The sequence below is a fragment of the Actinokineospora sp. NPDC004072 genome, assembly GCF_053604195.1.
On sequence record NZ_JBSGHB010000019.1, the window covers coordinates 1 to 20846 of the forward strand.

Genomic DNA, 20846 nt, shown 5'->3' on the forward strand with positions numbered 1-20846 from the left:
ACACCCCCGTTCCACCCACCCCTGGTCATCTGGTTCGCGCCGAACCAGGGCGGCGACCACGTGGCCACAACCCCCGACGAACTCGATGCACTGCTGGACCGCATCGCGAGCCACCTCCACGAGACGGGGATCGTCGCGGAGATCACCCGAGAAGGCGACGACGACACCACGCTTTACGCCGGATTCCGGGGCGAGGTCGGAGCCCTGCGCTACAACGACGACAAGGCGCTGCACTACAGCTCGAACGAGGGCAACGCGGTAGTCACGGGCCCCCGCGGTCAGGGCCTGGCCGACACGATGACGGTGTTGCGGTACCGGTACCAGGACAACGAGATGGAACTACCCCCCGACGCGGAGATCCCCGTCGCGGACGTCCGAGCAGCAGTGCACCAGTACGCGCGCACCGGTACCCGACCGGCTACCTGTCGATGGCAGCACTGGAAGGCCCCACGAACCCCGGGAAGCGACATGCCCGACCCCCTCGACGCCGACGTCTGGGGTTGACAGGCGAAGCGGGGCACACAGGGTGGAAGCTCGCGAGCTGCAACCATTCGCGCCACGGCGCGGCCAAGGCGACCGAGCACGTAGTCCGTACCCCATCTGGACCGCCGAACCTTGCCGAGTCGGACGACAGGCGGGGTGTCAGGTCGGGTCGGTGACGTCCCCGGTGGTGCGGCTGTTCAACACCTGACGTCCTGTGCTTGAGCTGAGATGGCGGTCAGCCGTCATTCTTCTCCAACTGGGGCGTGATCTCGAGCCCCGTGTTGCTCAAGGAGAAGAGCGTGTGCCTCATCGGTGAGGTTGGCGCCGATGAGGCAAACCCAGCGATCGGGGAGTTGTCGGGATAGTCAAGGTGATCCGGTGGTCGTCTCCGACGGAGCGAGTGTGAACCGCCTCGGCCGGTCCTGGGTTCGTACCGCGATACCGTCGCTGACGAGTTTCGAGCGCGTTGCTGACCGCGCCGGTGGATTTGCCGCCGAGTTTCCTGGCGATCTCGGCCGGGCTGCACTCCTGGCCGGGATGATCGCGAGATGGTCCTCGACCATCTCGCGCAACGCGCCCGGAGCCAGTCGCTCGGCCTTGCCCCTGTTCATGGCCGACACTCTCACGCTGGGGGAGCAGCGGCTGCTGGTGGGGCGTGGGTGGGGGTCGGTTGTCGTCGGGGTGTGGGTGTGATCCACAGTGTGGGGGGTGAGCGAGACACCGACACCGCCGCTGTTGACCGGGCTCACTCCGCTGGAGGACGCTGTGGTCGCGGCCGCCTTCCAGGGAACCCCGGTGGTGGCCGCCAGCGATGTGGGGGTGAAGCACATCCTCGCCGCCTACATGGCCAGCGCCACCTGATCGTCAACAGCAGCCACCGCCGTTGCCAACCGGCAGATCGACAGGACCTCGGCAGATACCGCCGGATGCTGTTACGCCCGGATCGACGCACGCGATGGAGCACTCATGGACAAGCCCGGCGATCTGACCATGTTGACCCGGCAGTTCGGTGCCGACATGCGGCGCGGTGTCGACGAACTGACGCGGCTGGGGTACAACGCCAGCGTGTTCCGGCGGATGCTCGCCGACCACGGGCCGGTCGAGGCCGCGCGACGCCTCTGCCTCGACCCGCAGCCCACCTACGGCCTGTGGCGCCTGCAGGAACTCAACCGGCTCGACGCCAGCGTCGAGATGTGGGTACTGCTTCCCTGGTACGAACCCCTGTTCGACACTACGGTCCGCGAACAGACGGAACGCAAACTCCGCCTACTCGACATCCACGTCGACAGCGCCCTCCAACGCCTCGTCAAACAACTAACGCCGCCCCCCTGACCGCTCAACCCGAATACCTCTGCCAACAGCAGAAGCCCGACTGAGAACGCCCTCATCTGCCGATGTCCGGATGCATCGTTGAGTGGCTCGAGTCGGTGGTGGGTCGTGCGTGAGCACGCGGCGGCTTGGGGCCGTTTGGGTGATCCTGGTGCGCACTTGAGTGGCATGGCGTAATGGTGGGACTGGCGCCCGCGATCTTCGATGAGCGTGTTCCGGGTCGGGAGGGTGTGTGACTGGTCTGGTTGTCGACGGTTCCGGGTTCGAGTTGGTCGTCGGCGGTGAGCGGGTTGGTTCTCGCCGGGTGCTCGGGTCTACCGACGTGGCTTTCTTGGAGGGGTTGGCGGCCCGGTATGTGCGGGCGGTGCAGGCCGGCTCGGATGGTGGGCTGTTGGGGTTGGGTCGGGAGTTGTTTGGTTGGCTCGATGGTGAGTCGGGGTTGCTGGGTGTGTGGTTGGAGCGGGTGGTGGCTCCGGTGGTGTTGGAGGTGCGGGGGCCGCAGTGGCCGTCGGCAGCGGCGTGGGCGGTGTTGCGGGCTCCGTTCGAGTTGTTGGCGTGGCCAGAGGGCGGGTTTCTGGCTGAGAGCGGGTTGATGCGGTTCGGGGTGGTTCGGCGGTTGGGTGCTCCGTCACACCCGGTGGGGTTGGATGGGTTTCGGTTGGGTGTGGCGTTCATGGCGTCCTCGCCGGTCGGTGCGCAGGAGTTGGATTTCGAGGCCGAGGAGCTGGCGATTCTGGATGCGGTGGGGGACGCCCGCATCGATCTTCTTGTCGAGGACACCGGCGATCCGACCCAGTTGGGTGAGCGGTTGGCGGGTGCTCGGTTGCCGGTGGTTCATCTGTCGTGTCACGGGTTGAACACGTGGTCGCGCGGTGATGGGGAGCCGGGTCGGCCGGTGTTGTTGATGGAGGACGATGCGGGTGGGCCTCGGCCGACGACGGCGCCGGAGTTGGTGGGGTTGTTGCCAGCGGACTCGACGCGGTTGGTGTTCGTGTCCGCGTGTTTGACTGCGACCGGCGCTGACACCGCGCATCTGCCCGCGGGCAGCGACGGTAAGGGTGGGGCGGGCCCCGGCGGTCGGGCGGAGTTGTTGGCGCATTCGTTGTCTACGGAGTTGATCGCGGCGGGTGTGCCTGCGGTGATCGGGTGGGACGGGTCGATCGTCGATCGGGCGGCTACGGCGTTCGCCGAGCGGTTGTATCGGGGGTTGGCCGATCGGGGTGATGTGGCGGTGGCGGTAGCCGACGCGCGCCGGACGTTGTTGAGGTCCGATGACCCGGTGTTGCGGGCGGGCTGGCACATGGCTCGGCTGTGGTGCGGGCCTACTGGGGGTGGCCCGGTGGTCGCGGGAGGGCGGAAGCGGTCGTTGGTGTCGGCGGTGCACGGCACGAAACGGTTCCTCGACCGAAAACACCAGGTCCCGGTCGCTCGGGCGCAGATGTTCGTGGGCCGCCGCGATGAGCTGCGGCGTGCGCTGCGGGCGTTGCGCGGGGGTGAGCGGGCGGGGGTGTTGCTGCACGGGCAGGGCAGGTTGGGCAAGTCCAGTCTCGCGGCCCGTATCGCCGACCGGATGTCGGCCGATCACGCCGTCGCGGTGGTCTTCGGCGACTACTCTCCGCTCGCGGTCCTGGACGCGATCGCCGACGCGGTACGCACCAACCCCGCCGCCCGCGACCTAGTGCACGACAAGCTGCCGGTGGTGCGCGAGCGGCCCGAGGCGATCGGGGAAGTGCTGGTCGACCTGCTGTCCGGGCCCTGTGCGCAGGCCGGAGACGGGCGCAAGCCGCTGTTGCTGGTCATCGACGACCTAGAACAGATCCTGGAGCACGACCCCGCTGGCCCGCACCGGGTCAGCCGCGAGCACGCGCTGACCCTGGCTGCGGTGCTGGGCGCGTTCGACCCGGGTGAGACCGACAGCCGCCTGTTGCTCACCAGCCGTTTCACCTTCACCCTCGACGGCGCGGAAACCGTCCTCCAACCCATCCACCTGCGGCCCCTGTCGACCGCGGCGCGCCGCAAACTGCACCGCCGCCACCAAGGGCTGGCGCCCGCTCACGAACGCGACGAACGTGGCGGCTTGGCCGGACGGGCGGTGGCGGTGAGCCGGGGCAACCCCGGCCTGCAGGACCTGATCTGCCTACGCCTGGTCTACAACGAGGCGGTACCGCTGGCGCGGGCGCAGGCCGCGGTCACCGAGATGGAAGGCTACCTGGATCAGGGAGACCTCCCAACTGACAGTGAGGTGCGGGAGTTCCTGGAGAACTTGGCCCTCGACGCCCTGCTCGAGGAGACCGACACCGCCGAGTTGGCACTGCTGCGTGCGGTCACCTTGTTCGATCTGCCGGTCCCGGAACCCGTGGTCGCTGCCTTGGCCGAGAATGTGGGCGGAACAGCGACCCGCCTGGGCGGCCTGGGGCTCCTGGAGCCCTACCCCGACCCCGCAGGCGCCACCGCGCTGGCCGTCAATCCACTCGCGGCCGGACGAATCCCACTCCTGACCCCAGCCGAGCGCTCCGCGCTCGCCACCATCACCGTTCACGCCCTGTTTGCAGCGTGGTCCCCACCTACCTCCGCCAGTCGGTCCACCGAGCAGGACCTACAACTGGCCCGGCTCGCGATCCTGGCCGACAACCCCGCCATCACCGCCACCTGCGCCGCCACCGCCGTGCACCACCTGCGCACCGGCCACGCCGCCGACGCCGCCGCGCTCGGCCACGAGGCCATCACCCTGCTCGACCGCCACCACCAACCCATCCCCCTCCTCCTGCTCCGCGTGACCGCCGACGCCGCCCTCACCAGCGGCGACGGTCCCCTCGGCCAAGCCCTGCTCGACCGCGCCGCACACCACACCACCATTGACGACCACGCCAACACCCTCGACCGCGCCCGCGTCATCGCAGAACAAGCCCAACACCTCATCACCACCGGCCAACCAGCCAAAGCCGAACACCTCCTCCGCCAAGCACACCACCTGTTCACCACCGCCGGATCCGAACTCGAAGCCGCCACAGCCATGGGTCGCGTCGGCGGCATCGCCTACCAGCAGGGCGATTACGAGGAAGCGTCTGATCTCCAGCTCAGGCGGCTAGAGGTGAACCGGCAACTGGGTGATCTCGATGGCATCGCAGCAGCGAACTGGGCGTTGGCGCAAATCGACCTCGATCAGCAGGACTACTCAGCAGCAATCCCCAGGATCATCGAGTCGCACGCAATCCTTCGCCAACTCCAACGCCCAGACGGTATCGCCATCGTCGGCGCAACACTGGCACAGATCGTCACGTCAGCAGGCGACACCGAGCAAGCTCGCCACATCGCCGAAGAAAGCCTGAACGCCGCAATGAAGATCAATTCCCCCGACCTCGTGGAACAGCTACGCACCCTGCTCGACCGCATCACCCAAGGAATCAACGAATCATGATCATCCACATCGCCAGCCGCACCACAACCGACCTGACGGCAGCACACACCAGCCTTTACGCACTCGCCAGTAGCTGGGGGCACCCCGTCAATACGGTTACTCAGGACGCACCCGAACCCGCCGACTCCAGTCGTGACAACCACAAAGCAGTCGATCCAGTCGCCATCGCCGCACTGATCCTCTCGATCCCCTCCGCAGCCCTCGCCGTGACCGACCTCACCGACCGAATCCTTAAACGACGACGAGCCAAAGATCTCATCGACAACGCCAAAAATGCCGAGGCCAGCGGCATCACCATCACAGTCATCACCGACGGCGGACCACGCGACCTGGCATCACTAAGCCCCGACCAACTCCTCGAACTCCAGAAATCTTACCCACCTCGGACATAGCAACCCGATACCGCGGAACACGGCCAACACCCACACTCGGCGGGCTGCCGTATCTACTTTGCCAGGAATCGAACATCCGCTCTTGCCGCTGACCGTGCGCGAACGCCGGGGCGCGACGGTGCCGGTCGAGGGGCTGGGACTCTGGTGGCCGCGCGGGGGTGTCGTGGGAGCACTGTGGGGAGCAGATTGGGAGCCGTCGGGCGCGTTGTACTGCGTTGAACCGCGCTCAACGGCTCCCAACCGACCTGCCGTGACCTGCTGGAGTCTCGTTTCCGCAGGTCAGCGCGTATTCCCGGCTTGGTTCACACCGAAGGGGTCACTGGTTCGATCCCAGTATCGCCCACGCAGGTCAGAGGCCCATTCCCAGTCGCGGGAATGGGCCTCTGCCGTTGTGTGCAGCAGCGGAGGACATGCTCTCCGAGGTCGCGGATGCCTGCGGTCACCTCGTCGCCGCGTGGTACACCCGGCACCTTGTCAGGGACGCCTGAGTCAGCCACAGCTGTGGCGTGCGTGTGCAGACTTTCTTCTCTTGTTCCAGGCGGCGGCCCTGCCGGCCGCCGCGGGCACACTGTGCCGCTCCGGTCGGCGCAATGCCGCGGGCGGCTGCGGCTGCCGCCGGTCCGCCCGCGGGCGCCCACCCGAAGAGACGTGCCCACAGGACAATCAGGCAGACCGCTACCAGCCCAGCGGAGATCAAGAGCATGCGCTCGCCGCGCGGACAGGTCTCCGATGACAGGAAGGGCGGGAAGGCTGCGGTTCGTCGGGGGCTTCCTGCCATCCCGACGACCTTCCAGAGGGCTACCACGGTGCCTACCAGGCGCGCAGAGCCTGGCACCAGGCACAGACCCACCGAGGCCCCGGACACCCAGCCCAAGCCCCGGACACGTCGAGGGTGGGACCTCGGGCAGCTCAACGCCCCAACCTCACCAACCGCCAAGGGCTGCACGCCTGGTGACCACCGTGGTAGGGCTACGCCAGATCAACGGGATGGCAGGCAGCCCCCGCCTGTGCATGAGTGGTTGAAGCGCGAAGTAGCGCTAGGGGAGCGATACAGGAGCGTTAAATGGGCGCTAGGGAGCGCTACGGTGCGATACAGGAGCGCTAATGGGCGCTAGGGAGCGCTACGGTGCGCTTGGGAGCGCTAGGAGGTTGATTCGCGACATCGCTCTGAGTGCATTCGTTGGGCAGCGTCGAGTGGTGTTGTTCTGCAATGTTCTGCAAGCGTGCAGACTTCTTTCGTGCCGCTCTGACCTGGGCAAACAGGTGCTACTTGTCAAACTCGTCCTGCCTCGACACGGGCTAGCCGACTCCTCCAAGTGCGAGTCTGTGCCAGAGTTGCGAATGAAGGCTGACATGCGCCAGACTGGTCGGCAAGCCATCCGATACAGCATGACTAGACCGGGACGAGCGGCCGTTCAACAATGAACGGCCCCCTGCGGGAACAGGGAGCCGTTCTGGTCTGCCTCCGTGCGTTAGTAGAGACGAGACCACATGAGCGTACCCTCTAGTGACGGGCCGGACCAGCAGAGCGCGCCAGGCGAGAGAGCCGAACCGCTGCTGACGCTACGCGGTCTCGTCCTGCTCCTAGCGGCTGTTGGAGTGGCGGTGCTCCTGATCAATCAACCGTCACTAGTGTTGCCCCTAGGCGGTGCCGCCGGCGCGCTGACGGTCCTAGACAAGATCACCCGGCCGTAGGTACGACATTCGGTGGCGTCAGACTCGTGACCGCTAGCGGACCGGGCAGGCTGGGTACAGCAACGCGATACAGCAACGCGAGCAACCGGCAGCGACCTTGCGCGGCGGTCACGGCCGAGCTGTCGACCTGTCCGACTAGCAGAAGCGCGGCTGCCGACAGGTCACACCGAAGGGGTCATTGGTTCGACCCCAGTATCGCCCACGGGCTATATGTGCTGGTCAACGCTCCACCAATGGGTTCCGTTGGTGGAGCGTTGATCGTTTCGGGGGCAGTTGGGGCGCAGGGTGATCTGAACACCCTCGCGGAGTCTGAAGCGGTCAGGTGGCGGCCGGCGGGTTGGAACGAAGTGCGTGCCAGGGAGCTCGGGTGATGCTCGAGCGCACGCTGTGGCGGACGTCTTTCCCTGTCTGAAGGTGGAGCAGGTGTCGTGGTCTGACGTCTCGTGCTCGCAGAGGCGATGTTGACTCTGCTTACATCGGGCGTTACCGTGATGTGGACACCGCATACATTCCGAAGGGGTTGTGATGGCGTCGACGGTTGGCCCGGGTAGGGATGTCGTCGAGGTGGAGCTTGGTGGGCGCACGGTTGCTGTGCCGAAGGGCGGGCTGTACGACCGCTTCCGGATGGGTGCCGACCTGGACGAGGTCGCCAAGGACCCGCGTGTGCGCACTGTCGACTTCTTCCGGGCGTTGCCGAAAACCGAGGTCCAGTCGGCGATCGGGCCGACCCGGACCCCGAACTTCTACTACTCGATGTCGAAGGCGCAGCTCACCTACCTCGCCCCGGTGAAGGCGCTGCGATCCCGGCTTCCCGGCGAGCTCGACCCGTTGCCGATCGCTCCGGGTCTCGGGCTGTTCTCGGTGGTGTTCTTCCGCTACGACGTCTGCGACATCGACTTCTACACCGAGGCCACCGTCGGGATCGCGGTGCGACCCGCGCGGCACGGTGGACTGGCCGGTGCCGACCTGCTGTCGGCGCTGTCCAACGACTCGATGCACGCCTACGTCCTGTCTTTGCCGGTGAACACCGAGATCGCGCAGGTCCGCGGTCATGACGGCTACGGCTTCCCCAAGTGGGTCACCGACATCGACGTCGAGATCGACGACCGCAGGACGATCGCCAGGGTGGCCAACGACGACGGCGGTACCGACATCGCGCTCGACGTGCCCACGCCGCGGCAGAAGCGGGTTCCCAGCGGCACGAGGGTGTCCACGCTGATCTCGTACACGCAGCTCGGCGGCGGCTGGAACGCGACGCTGAGCCAGACCAACACCCTCGCGGCAGGCAGCAAACTGCTCCCGCGGGAGGTGGCCCTCGACCTGGGATCGGGACGCCTGGCCGACGACGTGCGCTCTCTCAGGCCGATCAGGCCACTGCGGCTCGACGTGGCCAGCGAGTGCCAGAACGCGCTGCACATCCCGGTTCCCGTCTCCGTCCCGGCACGGTGAGCGCGCCGATGACCGCCACTGCCGTCAGTGATGCCATCGGGGCGTTGCGCCCGCGCGTGAAGTAGCCGGGGACATCCGCGAACCACATCCAGAGCCGAGGTGCGAATGCAGACCGTACTGGGAGCCAACGGCCAGATCGCCGAAGAGCTCACCCGCTATCTCCACGACAACGTCACCCACGACATCCGCCTGGTCAGCAGGAACCCCAGGAAGGTCCACGAGACCGATCAACTGGTCAAGGCCGATCTGATGGACGCCGAGGCGACCGCCGCCGCCGTCGCGGGCAGCGACATCGCCTACCTCACCGTCGGCCTCCCGATCGACTCCGCCCTCTGGGAGCAGCAGTTCCCCGTGATGATGGCCAACACGATCGCCGCCTGCCAGAAGCACGGCACCAAGCTGGTCTTCTTCGACAACACCTACATGTACCCGCGAACCGACGCTCCCCAGTTCGAGGACACCCCGTTTGAACCCGTCGGACGCAAGGCAACTGTGCGGGCGCAGATCGCGAACATGCTCCTGCGAGAGATGGACGCAGGCACCATCGAAGCCGTCATCTGCCGCGCACCCGAGTTCTACGGACCCGGCAAGACCAAAAGCCTCACCAATTCCGTCGTCTTCGACCGGATCAAGCACGGCAAACGACCCATGATCCCGCTCAGCGCCCGCACTCGGCGCACGCTGATCTGGACGCCCGACGCCAGCCGCGGCATGGGGCTGATCGGCAACACGCCCGACGCATACGGCCAGACCTGGCACCTCCCCGTCGACCCGGTGCGGCTCACCTATGCCGGCATGATCGCCGTGGCAGGCGAGGTGACCGGCAAGGACATCCGCTACACGACCGTCCCGGCTGTCGCCTTCAAGCTCGGCGCCCTGTTCAACAAGTCGGTGAAGGAAGCCTCCGAGCTGCTGCCGCGCTACCGCGTCGACAACATCTTCGACTCCTCCAAATTCGCCGCGCGCTTCCCCGACTTCAAGGTCACCACCTACCGCGACGGGATCACCGAACTCCTAGCGGGATAGCAGCCGCGCTCCGCGCGAAGGTCCGGGCTCGGTCGCGGCATGCGGGGGCGAGGCCATCGAGGTTCCTCGATCCGTTCGGTATGTTCTCCAGCGCAAGGAGATGGGGGAACACGAAGTGTCAACACCGGCTAGAGGCAGCTACCACCACGGCTCGCTGCGAGCGACGCTGATGTCGATCGCGATGCGCAGGCTCGAGGCGGGCGAACCGTTCTCCCTGCGGGCCATCGCCCGGGAAGCCGGTGTCTCGCCGACCGCCCCCTACCGGCACTTCGCCGACCGGAACGCGCTGGAATCGGCGCTCGCCGCCGAAGGGCTGCGCGACCTCAGGACCGACCTGCTCCAGGGCGGTGGCGGCCCGCCCGCCACGGTGGCCGACCTGGCCGAACTCGGCGTTGCCTACGTCAACTTCGCCCTGCGCAGGCCAGCGCTGTTCCGGCTCATGTTCGGCAATCCCTGCGACGACGCCGACGACGCCCGCGTCCGTGCGGCGGCCGAGGTGCACGAACTGCTGGGCGCCGCGGTGTCCGGCGTCTTCCCCGACGCCGACCCGGCCGCCCTGGCCACCGCGGGTTGGGGCCTGTTGCACGGACTGGCCTGCCTGCACCTCGACGGCAAGCTGACCAGCACGTCGGCCGACGATGTCGCAAACCAGGTGCGCAGCGCCTTCTTCGCGATCTTCACGGCCCGGCCCGCCGCCGACGCGCCCGGCAGGGGCACGCCCGAGTAACCGCCTCGGGTGACCCGCGCGCCAGCGCGTTGACAGCGCTTGCACAAGAGCCTACGGTGATGTAAGCGCTGTAAACATACGGGAACGGCGCCGGACGCGGAGCCGCCGGCCGGACGCCGCCGTCGCGGCGGGGCGATCGCGCTGCACCTGTCCGCCCGCGCTGGGGCGCGTGCCTGAGGCGTTCGACCACTGATTGCGAGGAGTCGGCGATGATCAGGGTTCTGCAGGTCCTCTCGGCGGCGCGCGTCTGGACGCTCAAGGACGGCACGGAGCACCCGACCGGTTTCTGGGCCGAGGAGTTCGTCGTCCCGTACACGTTGTTCACCGAGGCTGGCTGGGACGTCACGCTCGCCACCCCCGGTGGCAGGGAACCGGTGGTCGATCAGCTCAGCCTCGGCATCAAGGGAGGCGTCCTGCCCCACACGGCCAGGAAGCTCAAGGCTGAGCTCGACCGATTGGCCTCCGTGCTCGAGAAGCCTGCCGACCTGTCCGAGCTGGATCCCGACGACTTCGATGTCGTGTTCTACTCCGGTGGTCACGGCCCGATGGAGGACCTCGCGGTCGACGCGACCTCCGGGGCGCTGTTGACCAAGCGGCTGGCGTCCGGCCGCCCGGTGGCGCTGCTGTGCCACGCGCCTGCGGCGGCACTGGCGGCGAAGAACTCGGACGGCAGCTGGCCGTTCGCCGGGTACGCGATGACCGGTCTGTCCAATGCGGAGGAACGGCTCAATCCGTTCGCTTGGAAAGCCAAGTGGCTGTTGGAAGACAGACTCAAGGAGGCGGGCGCGGACTACCGGTCCGGGTTGCCCCTGAAGTCCAAAGTGGTCGTCGACCGCAACCTCTACACCGGGCAGAACCCGGGCTCCTCGGCCGCGCTCGCCCGCCGCATCATCGCCGACGTCACCGGGAAGGGGTGATTCCTGGCCCCTCAGCTCTCGAACGATTCCGGCCAGTCGTCCCGGATCTCGGTGTTCGGAGCCCCACGTTCTCAGGAACTGGAGAGACGCATGACCGACCTTCCCCCGCCCATCCCGCCGTACCTCGAACCGGCCGCGAAGGAACTGGCCGAGGCGACCGACCCGCACCCTCGGATCTACGAAGTCCCGCCGGAGCAGGGCCGCAAGATCCTGCTCGACCTGCAGAGCGGCGAGGACGTGCCGCGCCCGGACGTCGACGAGGAATGGGTCGACGTGGACGCCGGGCAATGGGGCACGGTCCGCACCCGCATCATCCGCCCCAAGGGCACCATCGGGCCCCTTCCGGTGGTGTTCTTCATCCACGGCGCCGGCTGGGTGTTCGGCGACGACAAGACCCACGACCGGCTCTTCCGCGAACTCGCCGCCGGTGCTGGTGCGGCAGGCGTCTTCCCGGTCTACGACCGCGCCCCCGAGAAGGGCTACCCGACTCAGGTGGAGCAGAACTACGCCGTCGGCCAGTGGGTGCTCGCCCACGGGGCCGACCACGACCTGGACACCAGCCGCATCGCGGTCGCGGGCGATTCGGTCGGCGGATGCATGTCAACGGTGTTCGCGTTGATGAACAAGGAGCGCGGCGGCATCGACCTCAAGGCCCAGGTCCTGCTCTACCCGGTCACGAATGCCGACTTCGACACCCCCTCCTACCTGCAGTTCGCCGAGGGCTACTACCTGACTCGAGATGGGATGAAGTGGTTCTGGGACGCCTACACCACCGACCCCGCCCAGCGCGCCGAGAAATACGCCGCGCCGCTGCAGGCCACCCTTGACGATCTCAAGGGCCTGCCCACAACGCTGATCATCACCGACGAAGCCGACGTGCTGCGCGACGAAGGCGAACAGTACGGCAACAAGCTGCGCGAAGCAGGCGTCGACGTCACCTCGGTCCGGGTCGCGGGCATGGTGCACGACTTCCTGCTGCTGGACAGCCTGCGCAACACCCGCGCCGCCATCGTCGCCCGCACACTCGCCATCGATGCCTTGAGGACGGCGCTGCACTAGCGCACCAGCCACCCGCATACGCGCCGCGCACCCTCTACGCGGGTCAGCTGTCATGTCATCCGACCCCGGGAGTAGTGGGAGCCGTCGGGCTGAACCGCTAGTTTGACCGGCCGCCCCCGATTGGCTCCCGCTTCCAGCCCTGGAAGGTCTCGTGCTGGGCGTTCCCCCACGCCTCCCAGTTGCGCTTGTCGGGGGGCAATGCGACGACGTCCCGCACGGTCTGGTCGGGGTCGGTTTCGATCACGTGCTTGAGCGCCTGCTCGCCGGCGGGCGAGCGGTCGTGGTCGCCGACCATGACGATTCCGAACTGGCGCACGACGGGATCGGGGTGTCGCAGCATGCCGCGGAGGACTCGGCTGTTGCCTGCCAAGCTGCGCGGTGGTGGAGATCGCGGCCCGCTTCGCCGGGCGGACGATCATCCCGCAGACCGACTTCGCCCACGGCTGCGACCTGGTCGGCGCGCTCGCGGACGCGCTGCTGCGCGGCACCGGCTCCGTCCGCCGCCTCGACCCCGACTTGCCGCCGTCCAGGGCGGCTGCCACCGTCTACCTCTATGGCAGCGAATGCCTCGGCACGCGCCGCCCGCCGGTCCGCTTCGGCGGCTTCCAGACGCACCCGGCCGAGCTGCTCGACCCGGGGGTGCGGGTCGCGGGCTATGCCGAGCGGGAGCGCGGCTGGCCGGTCGAGGACCGGGCGCACGAGCAGCCGTACTGGCTCGCGCAGCTCTACCTGCAGGGCACGTCGCTCGCCGCGGTGCGGGAGTCGGTGGTGCGGGTGCGCCGCGAGTCCAGGCTGATGCCGGAGGACGGGTGAACGGCAGGGGCGCCGCCCTGCTGGCGCTGTCGGCCACCGTGCTGATCTGGGCGTCGACGTTCATCGTCAGCGACCGCGTGCTGGCCGAGACCGGGCCTGCCGCGCTCACGTTCGCGCGGTTCGCTATCGGGTCGCTGGTGCTCCTGCCGTTGGGGGTCGCCCGCGGGCTGCGGCTGCGCGGGCTGTTCCGGCGGGAGTACGTCGTCTGCGGGCTCACCGGCGTCGCGCTGTACTACGGCCTGCAGAACGTCGGTCTGCTGTTCACCTCGCCGAACAGCGCCGCGCTCCTGCAGGCGGCGCTGCCGGTGCTGACCGCGCTGCTGGGGCTGTGGTGGCTGCGCGAGCGGCTCGACGCCCACCAGGTGGTGGGGCTGTCGTTGGTGGTGCTCGGCGTGGTGCTCGTGGTGCAGCCCGACGAGGGGCGGTTCGACCTGCTCGGCAACCTGGTCGTGCTCGCCGGTGTCGCCGCGTACGCCTACTACACCGCGTACGTGCGGCGGGTCGGCGTCGACCTGCGGCCGGTCGTGCTGGCCTCGGCGTCGAGCCTGTGGGGCCTGGTGTTCCTGACCCCGTGGCTGCTCTGGGAGGTCGGCGAGCAGGGGTTCCGGCCGCCCTCGGCAGGCGGCTGGCTCGCCATCGCCTACCTCGGCGTCGTGGCGTCCGGGCTCACGCTGCTGCTGTGGACGTTCGCCCTGGGCAAGGTGCCCGCGTCCACGGCGGGCGTGTTCACCGGGGCGATCCCGGCCGTGGGCTACCTGTTCGCCGTGGCGGCGGGGGAGCCCCTGGTGCGGTCCCAACTCCTGGGGGGAGCGGTGGCGCTGGGTGGTGTCCTGCTGAGCGCGACGCGCAGGCGGGAGCGGGTCCGTGGTTAGCATCGCCGTGCCCGACGGCGGCCACGCCGAGGTGCTGTGGCGCAACGGGGAGCTGGTGCCGTGGCACGAGGCCACGACGCACGTGCGCGCGGTGGGGCACGCCTCGGTGTCCGCCGTGCTCGAAGGGGTGCGGGCGTACTGGTCGCCCGCCGCCCAGCGCCTCCACGTGTTCCGGCTCGCCGAGCACCTCGACCGGCTGGTGGCCTCAGCCCGGCTGTCCCGGCTCCAGATGGCCTGGACCAGCGCCGAGCTGGCAGAAGCCGTGCTCGCGGTGCTGCGGGCCAACCGGTACCGGGCCGACACCTACATCCGGCCGTGGGTGTTCATCGCCGGGCTGGTCTCGGAGATGATCGCGCCCGCCGACGCCCCGACCGAGACGGTCATCGACACCTGGCCGTCGCCGCCCGCGCGCACCGGCGGCGCCCGGGTCGTGACCAGCTCGTGGCGGCGCATCAGCGACCAGCAGATGAGCCCGCGGATCAAGGCGTTCGCCAACTACCACCAGGCCCGCCTCGCGCTGGCCGAGGCCCGGCTGGCAGGCTACGACCTGCCGCTGTTCCTCAACGACCGCGGGCACGTGTCGGAGGGCACCGGCGCGTGCGTGGCGATGGTCCGCGGCGGCCGCCTCGTCATCCCCCCGCTGAGCGCGGGCGTCCTGGAGAGCATCACCCGGGCGACGGTGCTCACCCTGGCCGCCGACCACCTGGCCATCCCCACCGCCGAGCGCGACATCGACCGCGCCGAACTGGCCCTCGCCGACGAGGCGTTCTTCCTCGGCACCGGCTGGGAGCTGCTGCCGATCACCGAGGTCGACGGCCTGGCCATCGGCACCGGCGAACCGGGCCCCGTCGCCGCCGAGCTGACGGCGGCGTACCAGCGGGCCGTGCGGGGGGAGATCCCGGACTATGCGCACTGGCTCACCCCGGTGCCAGGCGCGGATTAATGCGAATGGGTTTCCTGTTCGGCGCATGGCGAAATGCGGTTCAGGCCGGTGCGCGCGCGGTGCTCAAGTATGATCCGGCTGATCACCGGCTCAACAAGTGGGGACACGCATCGTGAGCGGGTTCGAGGTCGAGATCGGGCAGCTGGAGGACGCGGCGAAGGCTGCCGGGAGCGCTGCCGACCAGGCCAGGACGGTGGAGCCGGGCAACGGGCTGGACGGGGTCGCCGCGGCGCTGCCGGGGGGCAGCTCGGCGGCTGCGGCGCCCGCGCTGGCGACGGCGTTCAACGAGCGGGCCTCGGGGTGGGCAGGCGAGATCGACCGGTGGGGGGAGTCGATCGCCGGGGCGGCCAAGGCGTACGCCGAGAACGAGGAGTCCGCGAGGAAGGCCTTCGGAGGATGAGCGTCGGCTACCACGACGTGCGCCGCTGGGACGCGGACGCGCTCGACACCTCGGCCACCGACCTGCGCAGGCGGCGGGACAAGCTCATCGGCCTGCAGGACGAGCTGGACGACGCCAGGCGGCTGCCCGACTGGAACGGTCCCGCGGGGGAGAACGCGCGCCGGTCGCTGGGGAAGACGCGGGACGACGCCGAGATCCTGGTCGCGGAGCTGTCCGCCGTGGAGCGCGCCCTGCAGAACGCCTCGGACGACGTGGCCGCCCTGAAGACGCGCGTCGCCAACAACGACTCCCTGGCCGACAGCTACCAGTTCCGCATCGCCGCGGACGGGTCGATCGTGGACGAGAAGCCCGCCGACCCGCCGCCGAGGTCGCGGTACGAGGCCGAGGAGCTGGCCGAGTCCCGGCGGCACCGCGAGGGCATCCGGCAGCAGCTCGAGCGGGAGACGAAGGCGATCCTGGCCACCGCCAACAGCATCGACACCACCCTCGCCCGGGTCATGCGCCTGGCCCAGGACCGCCAGATCGGCGACGACGGGGCGACCACCCTGGCGGGCGCCAAGAAGGCGGGGGAGATCGACGCAGGCGTGGTCGAGATGGAGCAGGCGCTGCGCGACGCCGGGCTGCTGACCGGCCCGCCCGCGTCCGGCTACTACCGGCAGTGGCTGGAGAACGCCGTGCGGCGGGGCGTGCCGATCGAGACGATCACCCAGATCGCCCGGGAGCACGGCATCACGCCCGAGGACTTCAAGGTCCTGGAGCGGATGGAGGAGGTCCGGGAGGACGAGGACGGCGACGGCACCTTCAAGTCGTACTTCCTCATGCCGACCGACATCAGCGGGGAGGACGCCGCCAAGGCCGTCCGGATGACCTACATCCTCAACGCGGGTACCGACTACGGCGCTGGCGGCGAGCGGACCGACTTCACGCCGACGCCGTACGGGTCGGCGGAGCTGCGGCGGATCACCGAGCGGCAGCAGGCGAACTCCTGGAGCTACGACGACGACGTGGGGTTCGTGCACGGCAACGGCGGGCGGCTGATGACCACCCCCAACGGCATGATGATGGGCCTGGGCGGCAACTTCATCCAGGACCAGTTCAGCCAGCAGGGCGGAACCGCGTGGGGCGACACGTTCATGCTCAACATCGACGACCCGGCCGACCCCGCCCAGCAGCTCCGGGAGGTCGCCAAGTCGGGCCACGCCTGGTACGAGGGCGACGACGGCCCCTACCGCGGCTCGCTCGACCTCGACCGGCTGCTGCACCACGAGGAGCGCCACTCCCAGCAGTGGGCGCGCGAGGGCTACACCGGCTTCCTCGCCTCCTACGCCTGGGAGAAGATCACCGGCGGCAACGAGACCGAGGAAGACGCGGGGCTCTCCGATGGCGGATACCACTAGGCGCCTGCGCGTCTCGTGCGCCGCGCTGCTCCTGGCGGCGACCGCGGCGTGCGACACCGAGGCCCAGTTCGCGCCGTCCCTGCCCCCGGCGGCGGGGTTCCGCGTCGACGACGGCGTCCTGAGGCTGTGGACGGGCACCCCGTGCGAGGGCGTCACCGGCGTGCGGCTGACATTCGACTCCGGCACGCAGGAGAGCACCGAGCAGCTGTGGACCGCGCCGCAACCGGGGGTTCGGGTGGAACGCATGGACCTGCTGAGCCCCAGCAACCTCCCGACCGACCCGGACAATCCCCTCCAGGTCAAGGAGCCGCTCCCCGCGGACTACGACTGGACCAAGGCCGGTTCGCTGTCCCTCGCCGTCGACGGTCCGACGTCGAACGGCGCGAAGGTCGACGTCCCCCGACTGCTGGCCGAGTCGCCCCAGCAGCCGCCTGAGCGCTACCTGTTCGGCCGACAGGGCTGGCTGGACGCCGCGGACGTCCAGCGCGAGAACGGGAAGACCTTCCTGACCGTCTGCACCCCTGACCCGGGCTGACCGCCTATGACCACCCTCCGCCGCTTGGTCCTCGGCGCGTTCATCTGCACGGTTGCGGTGATCGCGCTGCTCGTCGGCATGACGGTCTTCAGCGCCACGGGCCTGTCGTCTGATCCGCACGGCTATGGGATGTTCGCGGGAATCCTGCTCACCGCCATCCTCACCCCGATCGCACTCGCCCTGTGGCTCCTCTACCGCACCCTGCGCCGACGCGGGGAGTGAGCGGGACTTGCCGCTGATCGGGGTGCGAACACCCGTACCGTCCGGTCTTCGCCCTGAGTCCCGCGGGCACGACCTCCGACGCCACCCCCCTTTAGGAACAGCGTGCCGTCGTGGAACCGGTGCTCGACTCGGTGGCCCTAGTGCACGGCCAAGCCGGTCTTCCCCAGCCCGGCCCGCCCCGTCGGCCGCCGAGATCAGCACCGGAGCCGCACCCGGGCGATCGAGCGGGTCGTCCAGGCATCTGATCAATCCGGCTGGTGAGCTCCGGAACCGCCAGCGGCAGTTGCCGCGGCACCACCGGCCCCACACCTGCCGACGCGGGGTGCATGGTGGTGGTCACGAGCCGGGATGCGCTCAACGGGCTGGTCGTGGGGACCTCAGCGCGGCGGTTGCCGCTCGACCTGCTCAGCCCTGAAGAGGCGGTGGACCTGCTGCGCGGGATGCTCGGCGCGGAGCGGGTCGATAGCGCGCCGGAATCGGCGGCGAAGCTGGCCGCGCTGTGCGCCCGGCTACCACTGGCCCTGCGCATCGCCGCCGCGCGTGCCGCCCCCTACCCGGACATGTCGATCGAAGACCTCGTGCAAGAACTCTCCGACGACCACACCCGCCTAGACCAACTCACCCTCCACGACGACGACCACCTGGGCCTGCGCGCGGTGTTCGACAGCTCCTACCACCGCCTCCCAGCCGAGTTGGCCCGTCTGTTCCGACTGCTAGGCCTGCACCCCGGCCTGCACATCTGCTCCCACGCCGTCGCAGCGCTTGCCCAACTCGATCTGCCGGTGGCCCGTGGGCAGTTGCAGGCGCTCGCGAATACGCACCTGCTCGAACCAGCAGGCCGCTACCGCTACCGCTTCCACGACCTCCTGCGCACCTACGCCGTCGAATGCGGTGAACAGGAGGACGACGACATCGGCGAATCTGCCAGCCGCCGTCTGATCGAGTGGTACGCCTACCACGCCGCCACGAGCACCCTGACGGCGTTCCCGGCCTACCGCTCGCATCTGTGTTTCAAGGATGGGGCGCAGGGCTGGCCCGAGTTGTCCCTGACCCAGACGAAGATCTATTCATGGTGGGAGGCTGAGCTGGGTAATGTCTCCGAGATAGCGAGATGGGCGGCTACCGGTCTAGGGGAGTACGACCGCGCCATCCGGCATGGCTATCGGGGCCTCCTTCTGCGAAAGGAGGCAGGTGACCTGCATGGAGCTGTGCTGGGGCCGCCAATCCACATTGCGCTGGCTCGGCAAGGCCAAGGGGATCACGCAGAGGCCATCAAGCTGTGTGAAGAGGCTCTTGCCGACTTGCACGAACCTGACCAGTGGCCAGCCGATCGGGCTGAGATGCGGACGATCCTCGCAGTGTCGCTTCGAGCTGTCGGAGATGATGTTCGGGCTGCTGAGATGTGGCGGCAGGCGTTGCCGGTGTACGAGGTGCTCGACCCGCGCAAAGCGGCCGACATCCGCGCGGAGCTGGAGCAGTTGATCTCAGGTGAAGAGGGTTGCGCCGAGTGGGTGGTCGGAGAAGCCGGGCAGGATCAGGAAGGTCGCGCTGGCGGTTGTGGTGGTGTAGGGGAGTAGGGCGTCGTTGTGGTCCATGCGGGTGAGGGTGTTGGTGAAGGTGTTGAGGGTGTTCTGAAAGCTGATGAAGAGGAGGCCGGGGGCGGGGTCGTCGATGGTGTAGGAGCGGCGGAGCATGAGGCCTACGCCGATGGTGGTGGGGTGGGCTCGGCGGAGGTGGGCGGTTGGGGGGATGAGGTAGCGGCCGTCGGGGGTCTTGGCGTTGAGGTTGGGGTCGGTGGCGATGGTGCCGCCGGAGAGCGGGGCGCCGGTGTCGCGGCGGCGGCCGAAGACTGCCTCCTGTTCGGTGGTGGTCAGGGCGGCGAAGCGGGGGAGGTCGAGTTCCATGCGGCGCAGGACGGCGATCGTGCCGCCTGCGACCGGGGGTGGGCCGGGCAGCCAGAGGTCCCGTTCCTGCTGGGCGGGGGAGTGCGGCCCGACGATGCCGTCGACGAAGCCGAGGACGTTGCGGGGGGCGGTGAGGTCGTCGGTGACCGGGACGGTGGAGCCGCGGCGGCCGGATTGGCGCCAGCGCTCGCGCAGGCGCGGGCCTGCCCGGTCCAGGAGCGCGGCGGCGGCGACGGACGGCAGGACCGCGTCGGTCGCGCAGATCTGCATCAGCACGTCACCGCCGCGGGCCGCGGGGGTGATGCGCTCGCGGGAGAACTGCGGGAGGTCGGTCGCGCCGGGCAGGGACGGGTCGACCGCGCGCACGAGCCGGGGGCCGACGCCGATCGTCACGGTGAGGTCGCCCGGCGGGAGGCCCAGCAGGCGCGGGTCGGCTCCTGAGGTGAGGCCGAGGATGGTGGTGCCGAGGTCGGCCAGCAGCGGTCCGACCTCGCCGCCCTGGACGTCGGCGATGACGACCAGCAGGTTGGGCTGGGGATTGCGGGGCAGCACGATGCCCGCCTGGTGCTGGCCCGTCGGCGGAACCGGCGCCACGGCGGCCGCGGGCTCGGGCTGCGCAGGCGCTGCGCAACCCGCGGCCAGCCCCGCGGTCAGCGCGCTGGCAGCACCGAGGAAGGCACGACGCGACGGATGGTCCTCGGCTCGGCGCATGGCGTCGAGGGTGCCAGATCGACCCTGCCGCAAGCGACTCCGCACACTGACAGCGCGGTGCGGCAGACGACTCCGCGGGGTTGGCGACGAGCGCGACCGTCATGCGGCAGGACTCCGCAAGCCGGCGCCGGGCGAGACCGATCCTGCGGCAAGCGACTTCGCAGGCTGATGACGGGCGAGGCCATGCGGCGGCGGCTTCGCAGGTTGGCGGCGGGCGAGGCCAAGTGGCGGGCGCGGCTCCGCAGGTGGGCGGCGGGTGAAACCCCGAGCCTGCGGCGAGCGACCCCGCGGACTGATGACGCGCGAGACCACGCGGCAGTGACTCGGCAAGGCGACGAGCGAGCATGCGGCAGGACTCCGCAAGTCGACGACGGGCGGAACGACCCTGCGGCAAGCGACTCCGCAGGCCGACGCCGGGCGAGGGCATGCGGCGGGCGGCTTCGCAGGGTGCAGGCGAAGCCAATCCTGCGGCGGCGACTCCGCGGATTGATGCGCGCAGACCATGCGGCGGCGATGGCGCAGGATGGCGGGGAGGAGGAGAGAGACCGGTCCTG

At 69.1% G+C, this 20846-nt stretch carries 21 protein-coding genes; 19 read left to right on the plus strand and 2 right to left on the minus strand.

The annotated features are described in order from the left end of the window. The 11 genes from ACWEPX_RS25690 to ACWEPX_RS25740 all read left to right on the plus strand — a co-directional run. Positions 1-504 (plus strand): Imm1 family immunity protein (locus ACWEPX_RS25690; protein WP_451899802.1); only part of this gene is annotated, 504 nt, incomplete at its 5' end. 357 nt (positions 505-861) lie between these two features. Beyond that, positions 862-1176 (plus strand): hypothetical protein, encoded by a 315-nt coding sequence (locus ACWEPX_RS25695; RefSeq protein ID WP_451899803.1) that lies wholly within the window; start codon positions 862-864, stop codon positions 1174-1176. Between the two features lie 15 nt (positions 1177-1191). Next, positions 1192-1344, plus strand: a complete 153-nt coding sequence (locus ACWEPX_RS25700; RefSeq protein WP_451899804.1) for a hypothetical protein — start codon at positions 1192-1194, stop codon at positions 1342-1344. Between the two features lie 105 nt (positions 1345-1449). After that, positions 1450-1815: a hypothetical protein gene (locus ACWEPX_RS25705; protein ID WP_451899805.1), complete on the plus strand. Its 366-nt coding sequence runs from the start codon at positions 1450-1452 to the stop codon at positions 1813-1815. Between the two features lie 229 nt (positions 1816-2044). Continuing rightward, on the plus strand, positions 2045-5230 hold the full coding sequence (locus tag ACWEPX_RS25710; protein ID WP_451899806.1) for a CHAT domain-containing protein: 3186 nt from the start codon (positions 2045-2047) through the stop codon (positions 5228-5230). After that, positions 5227-5622: a hypothetical protein gene (locus ACWEPX_RS25715; RefSeq protein ID WP_451899807.1), complete on the plus strand. Its 396-nt coding sequence runs from the start codon at positions 5227-5229 to the stop codon at positions 5620-5622. Before ACWEPX_RS25710 ends, ACWEPX_RS25715 begins: the two co-directional genes overlap by 4 nt. 2220 nt (positions 5623-7842) lie before the next feature. Then, positions 7843-8766 carry an acetoacetate decarboxylase family protein gene (locus tag ACWEPX_RS25720; RefSeq protein WP_451899927.1) on the plus strand — a complete coding sequence of 308 codons (924 nt, stop codon included), beginning with the start codon at positions 7843-7845 and terminating at the stop codon, positions 8764-8766. 105 nt (positions 8767-8871) lie between these two features. Then, positions 8872-9792 carry an NAD-dependent epimerase/dehydratase family protein gene (locus ACWEPX_RS25725; RefSeq protein WP_451899808.1) on the plus strand — a complete coding sequence of 307 codons (921 nt, stop codon included), beginning with the start codon at positions 8872-8874 and terminating at the stop codon, positions 9790-9792. A 169-nt stretch (positions 9793-9961) separates the two neighbouring features. Then, complete coding sequence (locus ACWEPX_RS25730) at positions 9962-10519, plus strand: TetR/AcrR family transcriptional regulator (RefSeq protein WP_451899809.1); 558 nt, start codon at positions 9962-9964, stop codon at positions 10517-10519. A 209-nt stretch (positions 10520-10728) separates the two neighbouring features. Then, positions 10729-11436, plus strand: coding sequence for a type 1 glutamine amidotransferase domain-containing protein (locus tag ACWEPX_RS25735; RefSeq protein WP_451899810.1), 708 nt, complete (start codon positions 10729-10731; stop codon positions 11434-11436). Between the two features lie 90 nt (positions 11437-11526). After that, on the plus strand, positions 11527-12495 hold the full coding sequence (locus tag ACWEPX_RS25740) for an alpha/beta hydrolase (protein WP_451899811.1): 969 nt from the start codon (positions 11527-11529) through the stop codon (positions 12493-12495). Between the two features lie 97 nt (positions 12496-12592). Here ACWEPX_RS25740 and ACWEPX_RS25745 read toward each other — a convergent pair whose 3' ends face one another. After that, positions 12593-12835 carry a hypothetical protein gene (locus ACWEPX_RS25745; RefSeq protein ID WP_451899812.1) on the minus strand — a complete coding sequence of 81 codons (243 nt, stop codon included), beginning with the start codon at positions 12833-12835 and terminating at the stop codon, positions 12593-12595. 41 nt (positions 12836-12876) lie between these two features. Here ACWEPX_RS25745 and ACWEPX_RS25750 point away from each other — a divergent pair, with 41 nt between their 5' ends. From ACWEPX_RS25750 to ACWEPX_RS25785, 8 genes are all read left to right on the plus strand, one after another. After that, entirely contained in the window at positions 12877-13308 is a 432-nt protein-coding gene (locus ACWEPX_RS25750; protein ID WP_451899813.1) for a hypothetical protein, read from the plus strand. Then, entirely contained in the window at positions 13305-14180 is an 876-nt protein-coding gene (locus ACWEPX_RS25755) for a DMT family transporter (protein ID WP_451899814.1), read from the plus strand. Before ACWEPX_RS25750 ends, ACWEPX_RS25755 begins: the two co-directional genes overlap by 4 nt. Then, positions 14173-15123, plus strand: a complete 951-nt coding sequence (locus tag ACWEPX_RS25760; protein WP_451899815.1) for an aminotransferase class IV — start codon at positions 14173-14175, stop codon at positions 15121-15123. The genes ACWEPX_RS25755 and ACWEPX_RS25760 overlap by 8 nt, the downstream gene beginning before the upstream one ends. 112 nt (positions 15124-15235) lie before the next feature. Then, a complete protein-coding gene (locus tag ACWEPX_RS25765) occupies positions 15236-15523 on the plus strand; it encodes a hypothetical protein (protein WP_451899816.1) in 288 nt (95 codons plus the stop codon). Then, positions 15520-16920, plus strand: a complete 1401-nt coding sequence (locus tag ACWEPX_RS25770; RefSeq protein ID WP_451899817.1) for a hypothetical protein — start codon at positions 15520-15522, stop codon at positions 16918-16920. Before ACWEPX_RS25765 ends, ACWEPX_RS25770 begins: the two co-directional genes overlap by 4 nt. Next, a complete protein-coding gene (locus tag ACWEPX_RS25775) occupies positions 16904-17455 on the plus strand; it encodes a hypothetical protein (protein ID WP_451899818.1) in 552 nt (183 codons plus the stop codon). Before ACWEPX_RS25770 ends, ACWEPX_RS25775 begins: the two co-directional genes overlap by 17 nt. Positions 17456-17461: 6 nt before the next feature. After that, positions 17462-17677 carry a hypothetical protein gene (locus ACWEPX_RS25780; protein WP_451899819.1) on the plus strand — a complete coding sequence of 72 codons (216 nt, stop codon included), beginning with the start codon at positions 17462-17464 and terminating at the stop codon, positions 17675-17677. A gap of 257 nt (positions 17678-17934) precedes the next feature. Then, entirely contained in the window at positions 17935-19254 is a 1320-nt protein-coding gene (locus ACWEPX_RS25785) for a hypothetical protein (protein WP_451899820.1), read from the plus strand. Here the strand turns inward: ACWEPX_RS25785 and ACWEPX_RS25790 are convergent. Next, complete coding sequence (locus ACWEPX_RS25790; protein WP_451899821.1) at positions 19162-20292, minus strand: Dyp-type peroxidase; 1131 nt, start codon at positions 20290-20292, stop codon at positions 19162-19164. The two genes, ACWEPX_RS25785 and ACWEPX_RS25790, sit on opposite strands and share 93 nt — an antisense overlap. Positions 20293-20846: the final 554 nt, after the last annotated feature.